Origin of the sequence: Chelativorans composti (assembly GCF_039541695.1) — a bacterium.
GTDB classification, from domain to species: domain Bacteria; phylum Pseudomonadota; class Alphaproteobacteria; order Rhizobiales; family Rhizobiaceae; genus Chelativorans; species Chelativorans composti.
Genome location: NZ_BAABGS010000012.1, coordinates 52283 through 73892, shown reverse-complemented (window position 1 = coordinate 73892; position 21610 = coordinate 52283). Strand labels below are relative to the sequence as shown.

Genomic DNA, 21610 nt, shown 5'->3' with positions numbered 1-21610 from the left:
TCATAAAACATTCAAAACGCAGCGGGCATGCCGGCGGTCACCGGAAGATCGCCCGATACCTGAAGCTCATACAACTTTGGTGAAAGGGCATTCATGGACGCACTATACCCGGCAAACCTCGGCGCGATAATCACGTGAGATGAAAGCATCGGAATAAAAGTTTGCGTCACGATCATGGCGCGCCTGTTATAACAGTTCTGGAAATCTCCGGTTGCCGTAGCGGCAACGGGAAGCGTCTGTATCGCCCGGATACATAAAATTTTAGCCAAGTTTCGAGGTTCCCCGGCTGGCTGCATTGCAATGTCATATGCTTAAGGTCAGGTTTATGGTTTCTGACGGTTATCATTGACGTTTAATGATGGTGTAGATACAGGCTGCATGAGCTGGACACACAGAGCGCCGAGAGGAATACCAAGGCCCGGAATGCTGAGACGTCTGATTGCAGTTTCGGTTCCGGCACTGATCCTTCTTGCGCCGCCGCCGGCAGAGGCATTCCAGCTCTTCGGCATCAAATTCTTTGAAAGTTCAAAGGACCAGAGCGAGTCCGACGACATCATCGGAACGCCGCAGCCCTACGAGGTCGAGCTCGTGGTCGCGGGCGAAGACAAGGAACTTGAGGAACGCTTCGGGTCCGCATCCTCGCTTTGGAGAGGCAAGGACAAGCCGGCATCGGGCGCGGCGGGTCTCATTGCCGCCGCACGCGGCGACTACCGCCGCCTTCTCGATGCAAGCTATGCGGCCGGCAGATATGGCCCCTCCATTTCCATCACCATCAACGGCAAGGAAGCGGCGAGCCTGCTTCCCGACGAGGAGTTCGGCGGCAGCGCGCGAGTGCGCATCAACATCGATCCCGGACCATCCTTCGTCTTCTCGAAGGCCACGGTCGAAAACCGGGCCCCTGCCCCGACGAACCGGCGGGACCGGGTGGACGACGCGAACCGCGAAGCTTTCCAGCCGGGCCAGCCCGCCTTCAGCGGCATCATCCTCGGCACGGCGCGGGTGGCGGTTGAGGAGTGGCGGCACCAGGGCTATCCGAAAGCCACAATCTCCCGGCAGGAGATTGTCGCCAATCACGACACGAATACAGTTGACGCAACGCTGGTGGTCGATCCCGGCCGCTACGCCACGTTCGGGCCGGTGACGGTGAACGGCACCGAGCGGATGGACGCGGATTTCGTTGCCTGGATGACGGGCATCAAGCCCGGCGAGGAATACGATCCGGACGAGATTCAGGCCGCGCGCGACCGGCTGGCGCGGCTCGGCGTGTTCCGCTCGAGCCGGATCGAGGAAGCGGCGCAGATCACGCCAGAGGGCAGGCTGCCGCTGCACCTCTATGTGCAGGAACGCCCCCTCCACAGGATAAGCGTGGGTGGCACCTACTCCACCGTGGACGGACTCGGCCTCGAGGCGGCGTGGCTCCACCGCAACCTGTTCGGACGTGCGGAGAGCATACGCTTCGAAGGCAAGGTCGCCGGTATCGGCGAGACCATCGATCCGAAGAAGTTCACCTACCGGCTGGGGGCGACGTTCACCAAGCCGGGCGTCTACACGCCCGACACGGATTTCGTGGCCTCCCTGTTCGGCGACCGGGAAGTGCTGGAACGCTATACGCGGACCGGCGTGACGGGACAGGCAGGCTTCACCCACCAGTTCAACAAGGAACTGTCGGGACGGGTCTTCGCGGTCGGGTCGTACAACAGGTTCGAGGACGACGTGTTCGGTGAGCGCGAGTTCACGACGGCCGGGCTCAGCGGCGGCGTGACCTACGACTCGCGCGATGACAAGACGGACGCGACGACAGGCATCTACGCCGATCTGTCCCTCGAGCCCTATTACGAATTCAACTACGGCAACGCGGCGGCCAAGGTCGTCGGCGAAGTGCGCGGCTATCAGAGCCTCGACGAGAAGAACCGCTTCGTCGTGGCCGCGCGCGTCAAGGCGGGCAGCCTGATGGATCCGCCGGTCGCCGAGACGCCGCCCGACAAGCTGTTCTTCGCCGGCGGCGGCGGTTCGGTACGCGGCTACGCCTACCGAAACATCGGCGTCGACACACCGGGCGGCGTGGCCGGCGGCCGCTCGCTGATCGAAGGATCAGTCGAACTGCGCGCCCGCGTGACGGACTCGATTGGCGTTGTGGCTTTTGCCGATGCGGGCTACGTCGGCGCGGATGCCCTGCCAAAATTCTCCGAGGATCTCAGAGTCGGCGTCGGCGGCGGTCTGCGCTATTTTACAGGGTTCGGACCGATCCGGCTGGATGTGGCCACGCCGCTCAACCGCCGCTCCGGCGATCCGTCCGTTGCAGTCTACGTGGGAATAGGTCAGGCGTTTTGATCCGGATCGTACTCATATCCGTCGTTGGCATCACGGCCGGCTTCGCGCTGGCCCAGGACAGTGCCACCCAGCAATCGCCCGAGGAAGAGCGCTCGTTCTTCACCTCGCTGCTGGAAGACCAGCTGTCCACGCCCAACCGCATCATCCGCATCAGCGGCATCGAGGGCGTGCTGTCGAGCCAGGCGACGATCGGCCAGATCACCGTCGCAGACCGCGAGGGCGTCTGGCTGCGGATCAACAATGCCTCGATCGACTGGAGCCGCTCGGCGCTGATCTTCAGCCAGCGGCTGGAAATCTCCCACATTTCGGCGGCGTCGATTGAAGTGCTGCGCCGTCCACTGCCGGACGAAGACGCACTCCCCTCGCCCGAGGCGCGCTCCTTCTCGGTGCCCGAACTTCCCATCGCCATCAACCTCGAAGAGCTGGAGGTGCCGGCCATCACCTTCGGAGAGGAGGTGTTCGGCCTCGCCTCGCAGCTTGCCCTGGAGGGCAGGCTGAAACTCGAAGCGGGAACGCTCGACACAGAGCTCAACGTCAACCGGCTCGACGGTCCCGGCGGGCAGCTCTCGCTCACCGCGGCGTATGCCAATTCCACCTCACAGCTCGCCCTCAACGTCAGCCTCTCCGAGCCGGAGAACGGCGTACTGGCCAATGCGCTCAACATCGACGGGCGGCCGCCGCTGGCGCTCACCATTCAAGGTGAAGGCCCGGTCCAGAACCTGGATGTCAATCTCGCGCTCGACGCGGACGGCGCGCGGGCGCTGGCGGGCATGGCGCAGTTCCGGGAAGAACCGGAGGGCATCGGCTTCAACGTCGACGTGGGCGGACCGATCAGCCGCCTGATCGCGCCGCAATACCGCGCCTTCTTCGGGAACGACACGCGCCTGCAGGCGGCGGGCGTGTCGCGCAGCGCAGGCGGACTGCTGTTGTCGTCCCTCACGGTCTCCAGCGAAGCGCTGCAGCTTGAAGCAGCCGCCGAAACCGCGCCGGACGGGTTCCTCACCGCGCTGTCGCTCGATGCCTCGATTGCAGACCCACAGCAGCAGCGCGTGGTGCTGCCTGTCGCAGGCGGGGACACATCTGTCCGGAGCGCTCGGCTCACCGCCACCTATGGCGAGGCGGGAACGGACGCCTGGCAGGTGGCGCTCGATATCGACGACCTCGACACCGGCACCTTTGCAGCACGGGACACGCGCCTGCGGCTCAACGGCCAGGCCCGCAACCTCAACGATGCGGCGAACCGCAACATCAGTTACCTGGTGGCGGGCGAAATCAGCGGCATCTCGTCCGATGATCCAAACCTAGTCCAGGCGCTGGGCGATTCGATCCGGCTCAACAGCCGCGGCCACTGGGATGCGGGCAAGCCGCTGACGCTGACGGACCTCGAGCTTGCGGCGCAGAGCTTCGTCGCCCGCCTCTCCGGCGACGTGCAAAATTTCGCCTTCAATGGCAACGTATCGCTTGAAGCACAGGATATCTCAGCGTTTTCCGGTCTCGCCGACCGCAGGCTCGGTGGCGGGCTGAGCTTCACGGCCACGGGCGAACTCAAGCCGATCAGCGGCGCCTTCAACCTGACGCTCGATGGCACCGGCAGTGGGCTTCGCGTAGGCAATGATGCCGCCAATGCCCTTCTCAAGGGTGAGACGCGCCTCACCGGCCGCGTTGCCCGCACCACAGAGGGATTCGAGGCCCAGAACTTCCGTGTCGCCAGCGAACAGATGGAACTCGAGGCCAACGGCTCGTTCTCGACAGAAGCGGCCGACTTCCGCTTCGAGACCGCCATCACGGATCTCGGCCTGATCTCCGAACGCGCCTCAGGCCGCCTCACGGCAAACGGCACGGCAAGGGGCAGCGCCAGCGACCTCAAGGTGGATCTCGTTGCCGAGGTGCCCGAGGGCAGCGTGCTCAGCCGCCCCCTCACCCGGGCGAAGCTCGGCTTCGACGGGCGCATACGGGACGGCGACCTCGACGGCAGCGCCTTCGGAGAAGCGCTGCTCGACGGCAAGGCTGCGACCCTATCCGCCAATATCGCCACCGCGGACGAGACCCGCAGCATGCGGGATATCCTCTTCTCGGCGGAGGGCGCCCGCCTCACCGGCAACGTAACACAGGACGCAACCGGGCTCCTCACCGGCGAGCTCACGGTCGACGCATCGGACATTTCCAATGCTGCCGCGCTGTTTCTCACTCAGGCAAAGGGTGCCGTCAAAGCCAATATCCGCCTGGAACCGCAGAACGGCGAGCAGCGGGCTTCCCTGGACGGCACCGTTCGCGGTCTGGAGCTCGAGACCGTCTCGCTCGACAGTGCGGATATTCAGGCCACGGCAGCGGATCTCTTCGGCGTGCCGGCCATTCAGGGCACGATCCGCGCAAACGGCCTCAAGACCGCCGGAATCGACGTGGCGCGGCTCGAAGCCGATGCCTCGTCGAACGGAAGCAACACTGCCTTCAACGCCCGCACGTCGCTCGCCAACGGCACGGATATCGTCACGAGCGGCACGCTGGCGCCGGAACAGGACGGCTTCCGGCTCGGCATCGACACGCTCACGCTGCAGCAGAACCAGATCGCCGCGCGCCTGCTCCATCCGGTCACGATCAACACTGCAGGCGATGCCATCACCTTCTCGCCGGTCGAACTCGACGTTGCGGGAGGGCGCATCGCCGCCGAGGGAACGCTCAACGACCGGCTCGACGTCGCCCTCTCCATGGCAGGCGTTCCGCTCTCCATCGCCAATGCGATCCGCGCTGATCTTGGCATGGGCGGCACGATCGACGGCAATGCCCGCATCGGCGGAACCCGTTCGGCGCCTCAGATCACCTTCGACCTGCGCGGCCGGGACATCCGGTCGTCGGCGCTGGCGGCAGCAGGCGTCTCGACGCTCGCCGTGTCGGCCAACGGAAGCACGGACGGCAACGCGCTCAACCTCAACGGCGAGATCACGAGCCCCGAAGGCGTGCGCGCCAACGTGCAGGGTTCGGTGCCGCTCAACGGCAGCCAGATGGACCTCAACATCGCCCTGCGCTCCTTCCCCCTGGCGGTCCTCAACCGGCACGTGCCCAACCAGAACCTGGGCGGAACGCTCACGGGCACGGCGAAGATCGGAGGCACGACCTCCAGCCCTACCGCGCAATTCAATATCCAGGGCCGCGGCCTGACGGCGCTGCAACTCACCGAGCTTGGCATCGCACCGCTCTCCCTCGAGGCGGCAGGCAGCTACGTCAATGACCGCGTGCAGCTCACGTCGCTCAGGGCGGATGGCCCGGCGGGCCTCAACCTCACCGCAAGCGGCACCATCCCGGTGGCCGGCAATGGCCTGTCGGTGAGCGCCCGCGGCACCATTCCGCTGACGCTCGGAAACCGCCTGCTCATCGACCGGGGCACACAGCTTTCCGGCACCGCGACAGCCGACGTGCAGGTCTCGGGAAGCCTCACTAGCCCGCTCATCAACGGAACGCTTTCGACCCGGGGTGCCTCGGTGGTCGACCCGCTGACCAATCTGCGGCTCAACAATGTGGCTGTCGACGCGGCGCTTAGCGGAGACACGGTCAACCTGCGCTCCGCGACGGCCTCGTTCGCGCGCGGGGGAACGCTCGCCATCTCGGGTACGGTTTCGACCAACGCGGCGTCAGGATTTCCGGCAAATCTCTCTATCCGCCTCGACAACGCGCGCTACACGGACGGCGAGCTCGTGACCGCGACAGTCAACGGTGCCATGAGCATCTCCGGCCCCCTTACCCGCGATCCTCTGCTCGCCGGCAACCTGCGTATCGAGCGGGCCGAAGTGGTCGTGCCCGAAAGCCTCGGCGGGGGTGCGGCGAGCATTGACGTCAGGCATATCGATCCGCCGGCGGCGGTGGTTCAGACCCTGCAGCGCGCCCGCGCCGAAGACGGAACGCCGATGCCGGGCAGCCGCCCGAGCGTGATGCGCCTCGACCTCACGGTCGACGCTCCAGCCCGCATTTTCATCCGCGGCCGGGGACTGGATGCCGAAGTGGGCGGTTCGGTCCGTCTCACGGGCCCGATCACATCGGTGGAGCCAGTGGGCGGCTTCCGCCTCATCCGCGGCCGCCTGTCGATCCTCGGCCAGCGCATCGTGCTGAGCGAGGGCACGGTGACCCTGACCGGCGATCTCGATCCGGACCTGAACTTTATCGCCACGTCCGAGGCGAACGGAACCCACATCATCATCACGGTCCGCGGACGTGTCTCCAACCCGAGCGTGAATTTCTCCTCCGAGCCCGCGCTGCCGGAGGACGAAGTGCTTTCGCAGCTTATCTTCAACCGCTCCATCGACCAGCTGTCGCCCATCCAACTGGCGCAGCTCGCTGTGGCGGCATCGGAGCTTGCGGGCGGCAACACGTCCCTGCTCGGATCGTTGCGCAGCGCCACCGGCCTCGACGAGCTCGACGTGACAACCGACGCTGAGGGCAACTTCGGCGTTCGCGCCGGCCGCTATATCCAGGAGAACATCTACCTGGGCGTGGAGACGGGCGCCAAGGGCGACGCCAAGGCCACGATCAATCTCGACGTGACCGAACACCTGCGCCTGCGCGGCTCGACCGGCACCGACGGGGACACGGGCGGCGGTATCTTCTACGAAAAGGATTACTGAGGGGGCGGCCTTGTCCTCTCCGGTCAATGCGTTTGCCTGAACGGCCCGGACGACCGCAGCGGCTTGGAGCCAGCGCCCCAAGTCTCTGGACGTTGCCCAGGGAAAAATCCACGAGCTTCACGGAAGTCGACCCAGGAAACTTGGCCCGACTGCAGGCAAAAAAATGCCGGCAGAGCCGGCAACGGTACGCAATTGTGGGGTTGGGGGGGCGGGGAAGTGCGTACCGTCGAGCAAGTAATCATCGCCGCCTGAAAAGGTTCCTGCTATCCCCAAAAAAGTTGGTACCTCCTTCGTCCAAGACCATCCTCCCTCAGCCGTACCAGGGGCCGAGGATAACATTCACTTCCGGAGCCCCCTCCCTCACCTTCGCGGCGAAAGCTTCCACGTCACTGCCCCGATAGTGGTACGGATAGACATTGGCGGGCTTGAACTCGATCACCGCCGAGGCCGCCTGGTCGATGTCCATCGTGTAGGGCAGGTTCATGGGAATGAAGGCGACGTCGATGTTGCGAAGCGCGCGCATCTCCGGCGTGTCCTCCGTGTCGCCCGCAATGTAGACGCGGCGGCCGTCGATGGTGAGGACATAGCCGTTGTCCCTGCCCTTCGGGTGATACTGGAGCCGGTCTTCCGTCATGTTGTAGGCGGGGATCGCCTCGATCTGCACGTCACGGACTTCCGTCGTGTCGCCGTTCTTCATGGCCGTCGCGCGGGCCCTGTAGTCCTCCGACAGCTTCTCATACACTGACGGGTTGGTAATGAACTGGGACTGTGCGGACACGGTCACGTCGAGCGTGTCCGGACTGAAGTGATCGCCGTGCTCATGGGTAATGAGGACGAGATCGGGCGGTGGCAGGCCCTCATAGGCATCGGCTTCGCCGACCGGGTCGACGTAGATCACCATGCCGGGAACTTCCAGCACGATCGACGCATGAGCGATCGGATAGACGACAATCTCGCCGCCATCGGTCGGATAACGGTCGCTGCTGCGGTCCTGAGCCAGCGCCAGGTGAAGGGAAGCAGGCATGGCCAGCGCAGCCGCCGTTCCCGCTCCAAGCCTCAGTGTCGTTCTTCGGGTGACTTTCATCAGATCTCCTCCAGATCCGGTGCACACAGTCCCCATAAGGTGACCCAATGACGCGAACGCGTCCAGAATATGATTATCAACGATAACAAATTCGCCGCGCACAAATGCGTGAGAATGCGCGACATCCGCGCCGAAGATGCTCGCCGCCTTGATCAATCGCCCGTAGCGGACTACATCTGCATCAGAAACGCGGCATCCCCGCCTGCGCGCCTGTTTGGACCACATTCCTTGCTGATGTCTTTCAAAAACCAGCTTCTGACGGAACCGGTCGAAGCCGTTGTCTTCGACATGGACGGCACGCTGATCGATTCCGAAGCCGTGTTCCGCTCCGCCCTCTTCACGACCTGCGCGGAACTCGGGTTCGAGATGACCGACGAGGTTCACCTGGCCATCGTCGGCGGCACCGCGGAGCATACGAAGCGCGTGTTGTTCGACGCGTTCGGCACATCGTTTCCGTTCGAGGAGTTCGTCGAGCGCTGCACCCATCACATGGAGGCGGAGCTCGAGCAGAATCCGATGCGCGTGAAGCACGGGGCGCGCGACCTTCTGTCGTTCCTGAACGAACGGGGCGTTCCAATGGCGGTCGCCACCAGCTCGCGGCAGATCCATGCGTCGAAGCACCTGGGCCGAGTGGGGCTTCTGCCCTTCTTCCGCACGCTCGTGACACGCGACGACGTCAGGAATCCCAAGCCTCATCCCGAGCCCTATCTCACGGCGGCGCAGCGGCTCAACGTGCATCCGTCCCGCTGCATCGCCTTCGAGGATTCGCCCTTCGGCGTCATGGCTGCCACTTCGGCGGGAATGCGGACCTTCCTCGTGCCGGACCTGACGCGTCCAACTGAGGACATCGCCAGCCGCTGCGCCGCCGTGCTTGAAAACCTCGCCCACGCGCTCGACCATATCGCGGAAATGTTCGAAGCAAGGGTCTGATCCGGCGGAAAAAGGCGCTGTCGGCGCTCCGTCCGACCTTCGCCGCCCGGCCTGCCAAATCGTCACACGGGATTGACCGGCCGTGACGCGGGGTCATACATAAGCGCGGCGTGGGGCAGGCCAGACTTTCGCAGAATCTCTGAACTGCTCCAACCGGTAATTCTTCACGGTTCCGGTTGGGAAACCGGTCTTCACCTTCCCCGGAACCGTGCTCTGTTTGTTTTTCGCGGAGCGGGAAAGAAAGACGATCTCCACTTTCCCGGAACTGCTTCAGATGACGAGGGAATGATCATGTCAGAGCAGCAGGAGTGGCCGAAGCTCTCCCCCCTTCAAGTAGGTATCAGGGGGCGGTGCCCGCGATGCGGCGAAGGCCACCTCTTCAACGGTTTCCTGAAGCTCGCCAAGAAATGCGAGGTGTGCGGCCTCGACTATTCGTTCGCCGATCCGGCCGATGGTCCCGCCTTCTTCGTGATGATCTTCGCCGTCATTCCCAGCGCGCTGCTCGCCGTGTGGCTGGAGGTTGAGTTCTCGGCGCCGATCTGGGTGCACCTGATTACCACCCTGCCCTTCATGCTGCTCACCTGCGTGCCGACACTCAGACCGCTGAAGGGCTGGCTCGTCGCCAGCCAGTATTACTACAAGGCCGAACAGGGCAAGCTGAGCGCCGAGAACTGACGCGGCCTACCGCCTGGCGGTCGGTTTCAAGCGCTTCCGAACGATGCGGATGGGGCCTCGCGCCCCATCTTGCGTTTCCGGGCCATGCCTTCCCGCTGCCCCCTCCCCGTCCTGGAGCGCGTACGGGAGGAGCGGTTCGAAGGGTGGGAACCGCCTTAGTCCAGAATGAAATGGGGCACGAAACGCGACGTGTTGCGCGTGATGGGGCTTCTGTCCTCGCGGATGCCGATGCCTGCTGGCCTCCCCGCGATTACCCAGGAACCGATCACGGTCCAGTCGTCGCCGAAGCGCGGAAGCATCTGGACCTGCTGGCGGATGTAACCCTCTTCACCATAGGCGCCATCCACGGCGATCCCACCTCCGGGGAGCGCGGGATCGACGATCGCCACATTGGCGCCCTCACGCGATAGAAGCGGCTTGCGGACATAGCTGTCCCCCAGCATGTCGCTTGCCGGGCTGCCCTCGAAAAAGGCGGGCAGAAGGTTGGGGTGACCCGGGAACATCTCCCACAGCACCGGCAGCAGGCCCTTGTTGGAAAGCACCAGCTTCCACAGCGGCTCAACGATGCGCGTCGGCGTTTCGATCAGGTAGCGGCCGAATTCCTCGCGAACCATGTCCTCCAGCGGATAGAGCTTGAACAGGGTTTCGATGCGGTAGTCGCTGCTGTCGGTGAACCAGCCTTCAGCGTCCACCCCGATGTGAGCGATGTCGATGAGCGTCGCCTCGATGCCCGCCTGCACGGCACAGTCGGCGATGTATTCCACGGTTGCGCGGTCCTCACCGCTGTCGAAGACGCCGGCGAAGTGCATGCGGCGGTTCGGCCCAGCAATGACCGGAAGCGCCTCGACCAGCTTCTCGTGGATACTGTTGAACTGGTCGGCCTCATCCGGCAGGCGTCCGAGCTCCTTCATCCCCTCCAGCCAGCGCCACTGGAATACCGAGCTCTCGAAGAGGCTCGTGGGCGTGTCGGCGTTGAACTCCAGAAGCTTCGCGGGCGAGCGGCCGTCATAAGCAAGGTCAAAGCGGCCGTAGAGGTCATAGTCCTTGCGGGTCCAGGACTGGCGCACCGCATCGTGAAACTCTTCAGGGATCGCCATGCGCTCCATCAGAGCGCCGTCGTTCACAATCCGCTCGACGGCCCGGTAGCACAGCGAAAGCAGTTCCTGCGTCGGATCTTCCAGATTGTCCTCGATTTCGGCGAGGCTGAACCGGTAGGCCCGGGTCTCATCCCAATATGGTTCGCCGTCAATCGTGTGAAACAGGAAGCCGCAGCGTTCCGCGTCGTCCCGCCAGTCGGGACGTTCCTCAATCTCGATCCGGTCCAAGGGTGTGTTCCTCAGCCTGCCACGTCACGGGATGAAACTGCATGCGCGCCGGTCAGGCGGATATCCCGATGGAGCGGCTGCCGAAGCCGCCGCGGGCGATGGTGCGCGTGGTGGCAGGCGGCGTCTTGGCTACGCCGGAGCGGGTCGAAACCTTGACCGGTCCGGTCGAGCGGGCGACCTCGGTGCCGCGGGCGTTCACATAGGCGTCGGAACCGGCACGGCGGTAAAGCGGCTGGGGATCCACCACCGGACCGCCGCCAAGGGTCCTGCCGATCATGTAGCCTGCAAGCAGGGGCAGGAACGGGAAGCCGCCGGAAGCGTGCTGCTCGGTCGCCTGCCGGCACCGGTCCGGGCCAAACTCGGCCTCGCAGTCTTCCCTGGTGGCAAAGGCGGGCGCAACCTTCTCATGCGCGGCAAGCGCGGCCTTGAAGTCCGTCTCGCATTTCTCGGGCGTGTAGACCCTATCGGCGATGCACTCATCGACCGAGCCGTAAATGGCCGTATCCACCGTCTGGTCTTCACATGCCGCCAGCGCGGCAGCTCCCATGATCACCAGCGAAACTGCAACCGAACGCTTCAACGGATACCTCCTGATGTATGCCCTGCCCGATATGGGCACCGGCCAGCGCTCCGTCAACCGCATGGTCTGCCCTTTGGGGAAAAGCCGCAGCCGCCATGAGGCGGACCGGCTGCTCCGGCCCGCGTGACACCATAAGGCAGGCGTCATTCACCGGCAGAGCCGGACAGCTTCCGCCGGAACGAGATGAAAGCCACGATGCCGACCCGGTCGCGGATCGCCAGATGCAGAAGCATCGTCTCCAGCACGATCGAGGCGGTGGCGGCAATGGCCGCGCCCATGGGGCCCAGATCGTCGATGATAAGCAGGCAGAGCACCAGGTTGAACAGGAACGAGATGGCGTAGACCATCGCGGACATGCGCTGGTGCCCCAGCATGTTCAGAATCTGCTCGCCCGGGCCGATCGACGCGCGAATCACGAGCCCAAGGGTGAGCACCACCACCAACCAATAGCCGTAGGTGAATTCGGAACCAAAGAGCCACAGGAACGGCTTTGCGAAAGCGACAATACCCACGCCTACCAGCAGCGTCGGCCAGAAGGTCCAGCTCACCGAATTGCAGTAGAAAGCCTGCAGGCCCTGCACATTTCCTTCCGCGTGGAGCGCCGCGAAGCGGTAGGCAGCGGAGGCGGCAACCGAGAAATAGACCATGGAGACGATGGCCGTGAGCTTCGTGGCGGCATAGAAGACGGCAATATCGTCCGGCGGATTGTGGACCTGAAGGACCAGCACACCGACATAGCTCAGCATGAACTGGAAGAGCGTCGAGAACAGGACCGGCAGGGACGACACGATCCATTCCCGCCTGGCGTAGCTGCGCGGGCCAGGTTCGATCCGTTTGCGGAAGCGACGGTCGAAGACGATGATCTGGCCCATCGAGGTGAGCCAGGTGGAAATGACGGCGGCCTCCATGGCGCTTCCCGCGTTGAGCGGCACGCGCAGCACGAGGAATACCATCATCACCAGGAGCAGCAGCGAAGGCCTGACGATATAGGGAGGCACCAGAGCCAGGTTGATCCAGCCGAAGGCGCGGGCCGTGCCGTCCTGGGCGTCAGTCAGGCCATAGGGCGGCAGCGCAATGCAGGCGATGAGCATCGGCAGGACCAGATAGGAGTCGAGACGGTCCTGCAGAAGCCAGATCAGGCCCGCCGCCAGAATGGCCAGGATTGTCACGAAGATGCCCGGTATCCAGCGGCTCGCATGGATGAAGCCACGGACGTAATCCAGCTGCCCCCGCTGGAGATAACCCGGGATCACCCGCTGGGCCGTGTTTGCGAAACCGAGGTCGGCCACCAGGCCGACGATGAGCACCCAGGTCCAGACATAGACATAGATGCCGAACTCGAAGGCCCCCATCCAGCGGGCCATGATGATCTGGGAAAGATAAGTGATGCCGGCGTTGGCGATACGGATGAAGAAAGCCGAGCTCGCAGCGAGCTTGACGCTCCGGTCATAGCCGGTGCCGAGAAGTCGACGCAGCAGATCGGCCGGCCCGCGACCGCCGGCTTTCGCACGCGCGTGTTCGTTCGTCTCGATCCCGCCCATCAATGACCACCCCACCCGCTACCCGGAACGGTGCCTGCCATACTGCAAGTGAGGCCCCCACCTCAAGGGATCCCCGTCCATCGGGAACCCGAACCAAGCACAATATCTCTCTCCCTCCTCTAGCGCGAGGCAAGCGGGAAGAAAACCCGGTGGAACACCTTATGCGGAACACAGCGCGGGCAGCTTGATTCATCGGACGCCGTCTGCAACTCTCAATGAAACGGGTTTCACAGAGAGAGCGGACGTCCGCGCGAAGTTCATGCCGCATTTTGTCATCGAGTACAGCCGGAATATCGAGAGCGATTACGACGTCAACGAGATCATCGACACGGCCTTCCAGGCCGGGGTCGATTGCGGCTTCATGAATCCGGACAGCATCCAGGTCCGGGCAATCGGCTACGACAATTTCCGGCTGAAGGATGGGCTCACGTCGTTCCTGCACCTGACCGTTGCGCTGTTTGCCGGCCGGACGCTCGAACAGAAGCAGAGCTTCACGACACTCGCCTGCGAGAGGCTCGCCGAACGCTTTCCAAAGATCGGCAGCATCAGCGTCGACATGCGGGATATGGACCAGCAGGTCTACCGGAAACGGCTTGCTGGAAGCTGAGGCGAATTTCCGTCAAATCAGAGCCGGGAACGGACAAGAAGAGACAAGCGGGAATACGGATCAGGCAATTCTTTGAACCGCTCGCCATGTCCACCCCTTCAAGCGCCGGTAGACTGACACAGGCAGAAGCAGCAGCCGCTCGATCAAGCGGTCCAGCCGGCGCAAATATCTGGTAAGCTTCCACGTAATGATCACGGAGCGGTGATTGAACAGACGGTCGATGGGAATCCGCCGCGCCCTTATCTTGCCGAAGATCTTCTCGATGATCTCGTCGCGCACCCACGACGAACCGAAGTACTTCTCGGGAACGTCGAAGATCTCACGCAGCGCCGTGAGCTTGTCATAGCCTTCCAGCGATTCGACCTTGGAGATCCAGCCCACCGCGTGCATGACCGTATAGGCCTGAAGATGCGGCCGCAGCCTCTCGAACTCGCCTTTCCCGCGGTGAAACTCCAGCATGTCGATGAGCGATGGAACGATGTCCAGGATGCGGCGGTCGCTTTGCTTCATGGTCTGCGTCGGCCGCGTCATGTCGTAATGGTGGACTTCCCGATCGACATAGTAGATGCGCTTCGCCGCCAGATAGGCCTTGGGCGCAAAGTTGGCGTCCGCGAAGATGATACCTTCGCGGAAGCGCACCTCCGGATCCTCAAAGATGGTCTTGCGATAGAGACGCCCGCACGGGGTCGCCCAATTGCGATAAAGCAGCGCCCTGTCTTCTTCCGACAGCATCGCCTCCTCCTTCAGGGCGACAGCCTTGAAGGGCTGCTTATAGCCGCCCGGAAAACGGTACATTAGATTGGCCATAAGGAGATCGCATCGTGTTTCGACGGCCTTGCGATACATGAACTCGATGGAATCCGGGTCGAAATAGTCATCACCATCGAGGAAGGTGACATATTCGCCCTTCGCCCGGTCGATGCCGAGATTGCAGGCTGATCCGTGCCCGCCGTTGTTCTTGATGAACACACGAAAGAGATGGGGATGCCGCCTGACGAACTCGTCGATCACGATCTGGCTGTCGTCAGTGCTGCCGTCGTTCACGACGATCACTTCGATGTCCTTCAGCGTCTGCCGTACAAGGGAGTCAAGGCAACGCTCGAGGTAAAATTCGAGGTTGTAGACAGGGACGATCACGCTCACCACCGGCGAAGGCATCACTCCAGTCCTCCAAATCGCCGGTCGAACGTCTCCAGCGAATGAAGAATGATGTTGTTCATGTCGTAATACCGGTATTCAGCCAGACGCCCCAGGATGACCAACTTGTCGAACCCGCGCGCAAGCGCGGCATAGCGCTCGTAAAGCTCGGCGTTCGCATCCTTCGGGATCGGATAGTACGGAACGTCCTTGCCGGGCTGGAAGCGGTCGTATTCCTGCGGGTATTCCTTCATGATCGTGGTCTTGCGCGGCTTCTCCCGCATCATGTGCTTGAATTCGGTGATCCGCGTGAAGCGTTCGGTGTTGGGATAGTTCACCGTCCCCGTCGGCTGGAAATACTCCATCTCGTGGGTTTCGAGCTTGAACCTCAGGGAACGGTACGGCAGTTCCCCGAAGCAATAGCCGAACAGCTCGTCGAGCGGACCGGTATAGATCACATCGCCGGTGAAAGGCTCTCCGTGAAACAGAACCTGCCGGCGCTCGAGATCGAGCGAGAGAAGGTCGCACGCATCCTCATTCAGCTGAACAGTGATCAGCGGATGTGCGAGCATCCGCTCGAACATCGCCGTGTAACCCTCGCTCGGAAGGGCCTGATGGGGTTCCTGGAAATAGCGGTCGTCGTGGGAGACGTGGACGGGCACGCGAGCGGTGATCGTGTCAAAATCCAGGTTCTCGGGCCGGTCGCCCCACTGCTTCACGGTGTAGTTGAAGTAGATGTGGTGGAAGATGAACTCGCCCAACTCGCGCAGCCGTTCGTCCTCATGCCGGCGCAGGACGGAGACCGGCACCTTCACGTCCATTCCGAAGGTGTCAACGAGAAGCCTGCCCAGTTCCTCATGGCGGTCGGGCAGCAATCGCTCTAGTGAGGTGAGGTTGAAAGGCACCGGAACGAGCTTTTCATCCACCCAGGCCAACACGCGATGCTCGTAGGGGTGCCAGCCGGTGAACCGGTCGAGATAGCGCAGGACCCGCTCGCTCGCCGTGCGGAAAATGTGCGGCCCGTACCTGTGGACGAGAATGCCGTTCTCATCGCGGTAATCGTACATGTTGCCGGCGATGTGGGGCCGCTTCTCGATGACGAGGACGCGCTTGCCGAGCCGGGAGGCAAGGCGCTCCGCCATGATGGAACCAGCAAAGCCGGAGCCGACCACGATAGCGTCGAATGCGGCCATCATGCAGCCCTCGCCTCAAGGACGGACGCGAAGGCTTCGTCCATCATGCGACCGATCCTGTCCGCCGTATACTGCTGATAGATGCCGAAGTCGGGGCTGACCTTGCGGTCAATATACCGCTTCAACACGAAGGCGATGCGATCGATCCGATCGTCGGCCAGCATGTTGCCGCTCGCCCGCAAGATGTCGGCGCTCGGCCCCTTGTCCATCGTGATGCCCAGGACCGGCTTGCGGGCGCCCATGTAGTCCATCAGCTTGCCCGCAAGGAAGGGATTGCAGTCGATGCCATCCTCCTCGGGGCTAAAGATCCCGTCGATGAGAATCAGGGCATCCGCACCGCACATGATCTCCAGGCTCTTGAGATAGGAGACAGGCTCCTCGAACCGAACATGGTTGCGGTTGACCATGTTGGTGTGAACCTTGATGTCGCGGGATGTCGGCGTGTTGCCGAAGAAGACGACCTCGAACCTGTTCCTGTAGGCGGGGTAGATCTCGATCAGGCGGTCGACCGCCCGCAGCAGCGGCTCGGCCGTCCTTTTCACGTGATAGAGCGTGCCGGTGTGAACAAGGGTGAAGTGAGGGTTTTCTCGCTCCTCCCCGTCCGCCGGGTACATGCGCGGATCGAAACAGTGCGGGATGACAACGCATTTCGAGGCGTAGCGCCGCATGGGTCCGCAGAACATCAGCGACTTCTGGTACTCGTTGTTGAGGATCACCAGATCCGCCATGCGGAGCGTCTGGCGCTCGATGTCGATGTTCTCCTGCACAAGGGGATAATTCGGGATGTACTTGACGTAGGGATTCCGCTCGAAGAGATCTCCGAAATAGGCGATCCAGGGCAGCGCGGGGTGGCGCCGCTTGATCTCGGCCGCGACGTCGTGGCTCACCATCTCATTCGAGTGGGAAACGATGAAGTCGTAGCTGGCCCGGCGCGCCTCGAACAGCGCGAGCGACTCGCGCATGAAGTCTTCTCGCGCCCGAAGGGTACGAGGATTGTTGTGATCGGTCTGGATCTCGAACCGCTCTATCGGCGCGGTGGCATAGCGAAGAATGCGGTCATCCCGGCTGTCGCGCGCAACCTGGACCACGTCCCAGGCAAAGGCCGTGTCCTTGATACGTTTGAAGAAGTCTATATCGGCCGAGCCGACATATGGCGCAAAGAGCCAGGAAACTGCGAATCCCTTTCCACGCATCAAACCCCTGCATCAGCTCTGGTAGCCTCTGGTCAGATCAGCCGCGGGTACGCGTTGCACTTCCGCCGGAACGGAAGCGCCGTGCGATCGGAAGGATCTCAACAGTCATTGTGATAGGCAAAAAACCTCTGCCGTATGCCAAGCGACGAGGTACGGAGCAGACACGCCCGTTCCACCCGCTTCATCATCGCAGAACGATCAGCACCGGAAGACGCGCGAAACGAGCCGGCAATCGATCCAGTCCGGACAGAAAAACGACGGGCAGACCAGCGCCTCATTGAGGGGCCGAAAGATGCGTCCCTTCAGGTCACCACCGTGACGAGCAGCCGGAACAGGCGAAGGCGCGTTTGGAAGACGAACCGACGGTCCGGCACACTGCGCAGGGGCAGGCAGCAGCGCGAAAAACGTCGCCCAAATGAAATGCTGGGAAAATGTAAGTGATTGATTTTGGTGGGTGATACAGGATTCGAACCTGTGACCCGCTGATTAAGAGTCAGCTGCTCTACCAACTGAGCTAATCACCCAAACACCGCGTCCGGCTGGCGAAGCACCGCGTCCGTCGCTAATGTGGCGCTCAATTAGCGTGTAACTTTTCCCGATGCAAGAGGCTCCTGAAAGAAAATCTATTCTTTCTCATAAGCTGCTGATTTTTAATAACAATAATCAATCAACAGGCCAGCCGCGGTCATACGGTCAAACGAAAATCCGGCCTTCGGCCACTTTCACAGCCCCTCCACCGATTCTTGCGCTGCGAATCTGGCCGCCCTCGACCTCGATCTCCAACCGGATTCGCGACGGCCTACCCATCTCCATGCCCTGCTCGATCCAGTACCGGTGGATGCCGTCGAGCGGCATGTCGTTGTCGACAATGGCGCCGGCGAAGGCCGCCGCCGCCGAGCCCGTGGCGGGGTCCTCGGCAATGCCCAGGTCGGGCGCAAACATGCGGGCATGGAACGAACTCTGATGATGAACCGCCTCGCGGCAGTAGATATAGGCATTCGGGCGGCGTCCACCCACCTCCGGCATGAGGTCCTCCCACAAATAGGGGTCCAGCTTGATCTTCGCGGCGGCTCCGAGATTCGCCACGGGGATGAAGACGAACGGAACGCCGGCCGACCAGACGCCAATCGTGTGATTCTCGAATCCGATCTCGTGCGGGAAAGCCCGATTGCGGCCGCGACGGTTTCCGGCATCAGGTCGAGGCCCACACGCAACGGCAGCTGCGGCAGATCAAACTCGCCGAAAGACCTGCCTTCCTTGGACGACACGGCGCAACGAACGGGCCCGATCGGTTCCTCAAGCACGATCAGCGCCGAATGGCCATCCTCGCCGCTTGTCGATTCGGCCAGGGCCACGGCGGTGCCGACCGTCGGGTGGCCAGCGAAAGGCAGTTCATGGTGGGGCGTGAAGATTCTCACCCGCCTCGTGTGCAGCGGATTGTTCGGCGGAAACAAAAAGACCGTCTCAAACAGGTTGAACTCGCCTGCGATGCGCTGCATCTGCCGGTCGTCGAGATCCTCACCATCAAGCACGATCGCCAGCGGATTTCCGGACAGTGGCTCATCCGTGAAAACATCATAGATCAGATAGGGGCGCGACTTCATGGACATCCATCCCTCGAACGGCAGCCTGCACATCGGCGATCCAATTTCTAAACCAGATCACCCGGCGCCGTCACCATCCCGCAACCCGGTCGCCACGGCCACTGGCGGCACCGGATACAGTCCGTTCACGCGCAAGCGCGGACACCGGCGGGACAGAAGAACAGCCGTCCGGCCCGCCGTTCATGCAACATTCATGCTGAACGAGATAATTATGTGCTTGAGGATGGATAATCGTAACGTGGAGAGACCGATGCGCAACTGTCTATCCCGTCTTCTGATCGGTGGCGTTCTTGCCGCCGGCTTCGGCCTTGCCGCGCTGCCGGCCCAGGCGGGCCGGCTGTTCACGCCGGCCTCGCTCCAGCGGCCATCAGCAGCGGATCCATCGAGATCACCCTTGTGCGCGACCATCATCCGCGCTGGCACAGGCATCACCCGCACCGGCGTCACTGGCGCCATCACCGCAGGCCGCGTTCCGGGTTCTTCTTCGAGTTCCACACCCGGCCGCTTTACCGGCCCGCGCCAGCCCCGCGGTATGCGCTGCCTCCCGCGCATGTGCAATGGTGCTATTCGCGGTACCGGTCCTACCGGGCCTATGACAACACGTTCCAGCCCTACAACGGCCCGCGACGGCAGTGCCGGTCGCCCTACTGGGGTTGATGGCTCAGACCTGATCCAAGACAAAAGACGGCGTCCACGGGCGCCGTTTTTACCGCATTCATGACCAAGTCGTCACGCTGACGAAGCGCGTTGTCAGAAGCGAAGCTGATAACCGACGCTGATCCCGGCCTCGCCACGGCCGCCCAGACGGGATTGGCCCGCCCTGACATCGATGAACATCGTGCTATCCACGCTGAGGTCATGACGGTAGCCTGCCGTTGCGAATCCGCGCGTGCGGTGGGTGCGAATACCCGATTCAAGGAAGAATTCCTCGAAACCCGGAATGTCGGAACTGCCGGAGATTCCGGTGCGATCGGCCCGGACGTCATGCTCCACGCCAACTCCGAACGACAGGCGGCCGAACTCCGTCACTTTCGTCTCAGCCTCGACCTTCGCGGTCAGAGTGGTGCGGTTGAGACGGAACTTTTCGTAGGAGGCAAGCGTGTCCGAACCGGTCTCGGAATAGGCGGAGCGTTCAGTGCGGACATGGCTCACTCCGACCGAAGGCGTCACAAGCCAACTGCCGGTCTGGAAGCCGTAGCCGAGGGCGGCGTGCAGCACGCCCGTGTCGAGATCGGCCTTGCCTGATGCGAGCATGATGTTCTCAAAGCCCAGGCCGCGCGTGACGTCCGCGCCCTGACGGCCCCAGCCGGCTGCGAAGGAGGCTTGCCAGCCGCGGCGGTCCATGCCGGTTTCGCTCAGCTCGCCCCACAAAGCGGCGCCATGGCCGGTACGGGTGCTGAAGGCATCCGTACCCACGCGGGCGCCAAAGACGGCAACGCTCGCGCCAAGCGTGACCTGGTCGCTCAGGCCGTAACCGAAACTCAGCACGCCGCTGCGGCCGTCCCCGGAGCCGATGCCTTGGCCCTCATCGGATCCTGACCAGAACAGATCGCCCGCAAGACGCATGCCGCCCCTGCCCTGCTCCACCAGGAAGCCGTTACGTGCAAGGGTGGCGACGGCGTGCTGGCTCGCGTCCGCCGCGATGGCATTGGCGTCGGCCATCGCGTGGACCGACTGCAAGACCTTGCCCCAATCCTGCATCTCCGTGCGCCAGATGAAGGGGCGGTCACCTTCAAGCTCGGAAAAATAGCCGACGATCGTACTGCCGTCGTCGGAAATACCGGTAGCAAAGGAAGCTATCGCGGACTCGATCGTGTGGATGTCTTCGATGCCGTCCTCCGTCCAGCGAACGGCATGAACCGTGAAGTCTTCCGTATCCGCAAAGCCGACGATGACGCTTCCGTCCTGGGAAACGGCCCTCGCACCGGAGAGGGTGCTGTCCTCAATCAGCGTTTCAAGACGATGAACGCTTTCGTCTTCCCGTTTGACGGCGAAATTGCCTATGACCTGAATGTCACCGACGACCACTCTCCCATCGGCGGAGATGCCCCAGACGTTGGGCATTTCGTCGTCCGAGATTGCAGTGGGCAAGGCTGTCATGCCGTTGGCCTCACCCCAGATGAAGGCACGTATCCGGCCCTGGTCGTTCTCCGACAGGCCAGCCACTACAGAGCCATCCGCCGAAATTGCCTTTGCCCAGGACTGCCCGCTGTTGTCGGCCTTGAGCGTGCCGAGATCCCTCGCCTCCGCGCCGTCCCACCGGATAGCGCGGTTGGAACCGGCAACCGTCAGCATGCCTGCGATATACCGCCCGTCGGCGGACAGATCATGGGCTGCTCCGGGGCCGAGATCGATGAATTCTCCCCCTTCCCAACGGAATGCGTGGGAAAAGGGGGCCCAAAACGCTCCAACGATGACGCTTCCGCTCCGAGAGGCGGCATACGCCTCGGAGAACACGCCAGGCAAACCCAGCGGATCCCAGCCCGCTTCAGGGCTCCAGCGGGCAGCGTGCATCCGCATCGTGTCCTGGAGATTACCGACGGCCACCTTTCCGTCACCGGAAACTCCCCAGAAGACACCTCCGACACGGTCCGACGGAAGACCCGGAAAGCACATCGTGTCCAGGAGGTCGAGGCATTCAGCCGTCTGTGCAAGGGATGCGGAAGGACTGACGAGCGCGGTCAGGGAGGCAGCGACTCCAGGCGCAATGCTCGCAACTCCGCGCGACGTTCTGACGTGGCGTCCGGCACGGACGCGCCGCATGCGTGAAATGCTCAAGCCAACCCCTCCCTGCATT

General features: G+C 62.8%; 15 protein-coding genes, 1 tRNA gene and 1 pseudogene. 6 read left to right on the top strand and 11 right to left on the bottom strand.

The features are described 5' to 3' along the window. Positions 1-11: 11 nt before the first annotated feature. On the bottom strand, positions 12-269 hold the full coding sequence (locus ABD906_RS02820) for a hypothetical protein (protein WP_345098100.1): 258 nt from the start codon (positions 267-269) through the stop codon (positions 12-14). A 154-nt stretch (positions 270-423) separates the two neighbouring features. On the opposite strand from ABD906_RS02820, the gene ABD906_RS02815 reads away from it, so the two are divergent. Both ABD906_RS02815 and ABD906_RS02810 read left to right on the top strand, forming a co-directional pair. Next, positions 424-2331, top strand: a complete 1908-nt coding sequence (locus ABD906_RS02815; RefSeq protein WP_345098099.1) for an autotransporter assembly complex protein TamA — start codon at positions 424-426, stop codon at positions 2329-2331. Then, a complete protein-coding gene (locus ABD906_RS02810) occupies positions 2328-6944 on the top strand; it encodes a translocation/assembly module TamB domain-containing protein (protein ID WP_345098098.1) in 4617 nt (1538 codons plus the stop codon). Before ABD906_RS02815 ends, ABD906_RS02810 begins: the two co-directional genes overlap by 4 nt. 310 nt (positions 6945-7254) lie before the next feature. Here the strand turns inward: ABD906_RS02810 and ABD906_RS02805 are convergent, their stop codons facing one another. Then, positions 7255-8028: an MBL fold metallo-hydrolase gene (locus tag ABD906_RS02805; RefSeq protein ID WP_345098097.1), complete on the bottom strand. Its 774-nt coding sequence runs from the start codon at positions 8026-8028 to the stop codon at positions 7255-7257. Positions 8029-8262: 234 nt separating this feature from the next. Here ABD906_RS02805 and ABD906_RS02800 point away from each other — a divergent pair, with 234 nt between their 5' ends. Next, entirely contained in the window at positions 8263-8958 is a 696-nt protein-coding gene (locus ABD906_RS02800) for an HAD family hydrolase (protein WP_345098096.1), read from the top strand. 291 nt (positions 8959-9249) lie between these two features. Further along, complete coding sequence (locus ABD906_RS02795; RefSeq protein ID WP_345098095.1) at positions 9250-9633, top strand: DUF983 domain-containing protein; 384 nt, start codon at positions 9250-9252, stop codon at positions 9631-9633. Positions 9634-9788: 155 nt separating this feature from the next. On the opposite strand, the gene ABD906_RS02790 is transcribed toward ABD906_RS02795, so the two are convergent. From ABD906_RS02790 to ABD906_RS02780, 3 genes are all read right to left on the bottom strand, one after another. Further along, entirely contained in the window at positions 9789-10958 is a 1170-nt protein-coding gene (locus tag ABD906_RS02790; protein WP_345098094.1) for a glutathionylspermidine synthase family protein, read from the bottom strand. Positions 10959-11010: 52 nt separating this feature from the next. After that, entirely contained in the window at positions 11011-11538 is a 528-nt protein-coding gene (locus ABD906_RS02785) for a DUF1190 domain-containing protein (protein ID WP_345098093.1), read from the bottom strand. 143 nt (positions 11539-11681) lie between these two features. Continuing rightward, a complete protein-coding gene (locus ABD906_RS02780) occupies positions 11682-13079 on the bottom strand; it encodes a lipopolysaccharide biosynthesis protein (protein WP_345098092.1) in 1398 nt (465 codons plus the stop codon). A 259-nt stretch (positions 13080-13338) separates the two neighbouring features. On the opposite strand from ABD906_RS02780, the gene ABD906_RS02775 reads away from it, so the two are divergent. Continuing rightward, positions 13339-13686, top strand: a complete 348-nt coding sequence (locus tag ABD906_RS02775) for a 5-carboxymethyl-2-hydroxymuconate Delta-isomerase (protein ID WP_345098090.1) — start codon at positions 13339-13341, stop codon at positions 13684-13686. Between the two features lie 60 nt (positions 13687-13746). Here ABD906_RS02775 and ABD906_RS02770 read toward each other — a convergent pair whose 3' ends face one another. The 5 genes and pseudogenes from ABD906_RS02770 to ABD906_RS02750 all read right to left on the bottom strand — a co-directional run bounded on the left by ABD906_RS02770 (position 13747) and on the right by ABD906_RS02750 (position 18813). Continuing rightward, positions 13747-14844, bottom strand: a complete 1098-nt coding sequence (locus ABD906_RS02770; RefSeq protein ID WP_345098294.1) for a glycosyltransferase family 2 protein — start codon at positions 14842-14844, stop codon at positions 13747-13749. Then, on the bottom strand, positions 14844-16019 hold the full coding sequence (glf, locus tag ABD906_RS02765) for a UDP-galactopyranose mutase (protein WP_345098088.1): 1176 nt from the start codon (positions 16017-16019) through the stop codon (positions 14844-14846). The genes ABD906_RS02770 and glf overlap by 1 nt, the downstream gene beginning before the upstream one ends. Continuing rightward, entirely contained in the window at positions 16016-17209 is a 1194-nt protein-coding gene (locus ABD906_RS02760) for a glycosyltransferase family protein (RefSeq protein ID WP_345098086.1), read from the bottom strand. Before ABD906_RS02760 ends, glf begins: the two co-directional genes overlap by 4 nt. 448 nt (positions 17210-17657) lie before the next feature. Then, positions 17658-17733, bottom strand: a tRNA-Lys gene (locus tag ABD906_RS02755). Between the two features lie 169 nt (positions 17734-17902). Then, positions 17903-18813, bottom strand: a pseudogene (locus ABD906_RS02750) (PhzF family phenazine biosynthesis protein). Positions 18814-19077: 264 nt separating this feature from the next. Here ABD906_RS02750 and ABD906_RS16080 point away from each other — a divergent pair. Next, positions 19078-19470, top strand: a complete 393-nt coding sequence (locus tag ABD906_RS16080) for a BA14K family protein (protein WP_378188868.1) — start codon at positions 19078-19080, stop codon at positions 19468-19470. 93 nt (positions 19471-19563) lie between these two features. Here ABD906_RS16080 and ABD906_RS02735 read toward each other — a convergent pair whose 3' ends face one another. Then, positions 19564-21591 (bottom strand): autotransporter domain-containing protein, encoded by a 2028-nt coding sequence (locus ABD906_RS02735; protein ID WP_345098085.1) that lies wholly within the window; start codon positions 21589-21591, stop codon positions 19564-19566. Positions 21592-21610 lie beyond the last annotated feature (19 nt).

Coding starts and splice junctions, on each gene's coding strand:
- ABD906_RS02795 (WP_345098095.1), top strand. CDS start 9,250: ATGTCAGAGCAGCAGGAGTGGCCGAAGCTCTCCCCCCTTCAAGTAGGT.
- ABD906_RS02775 (WP_345098090.1), top strand. CDS start 13,339: ATGCCGCATTTTGTCATCGAGTACAGCCGGAATATCGAGAGCGATTAC.
- ABD906_RS02800 (WP_345098096.1), top strand. CDS start 8,263: ATGTCTTTCAAAAACCAGCTTCTGACGGAACCGGTCGAAGCCGTTGTC.
- ABD906_RS02780 (WP_345098092.1), bottom strand. CDS start 13,079: ATGGGCGGGATCGAGACGAACGAACACGCGCGTGCGAAAGCCGGCGGT.
- ABD906_RS02770 (WP_345098294.1), bottom strand. CDS start 14,844: ATGCCTTCGCCGGTGGTGAGCGTGATCGTCCCTGTCTACAACCTCGAA.
- ABD906_RS02815 (WP_345098099.1), top strand. CDS start 424: ATGCTGAGACGTCTGATTGCAGTTTCGGTTCCGGCACTGATCCTTCTT.
- glf (WP_345098088.1), bottom strand. CDS start 16,019: ATGATGGCCGCATTCGACGCTATCGTGGTCGGCTCCGGCTTTGCTGGT.
- ABD906_RS02760 (WP_345098086.1), bottom strand. CDS start 17,209: ATGCGTGGAAAGGGATTCGCAGTTTCCTGGCTCTTTGCGCCATATGTC.
- ABD906_RS02805 (WP_345098097.1), bottom strand. CDS start 8,028: ATGAAAGTCACCCGAAGAACGACACTGAGGCTTGGAGCGGGAACGGCG.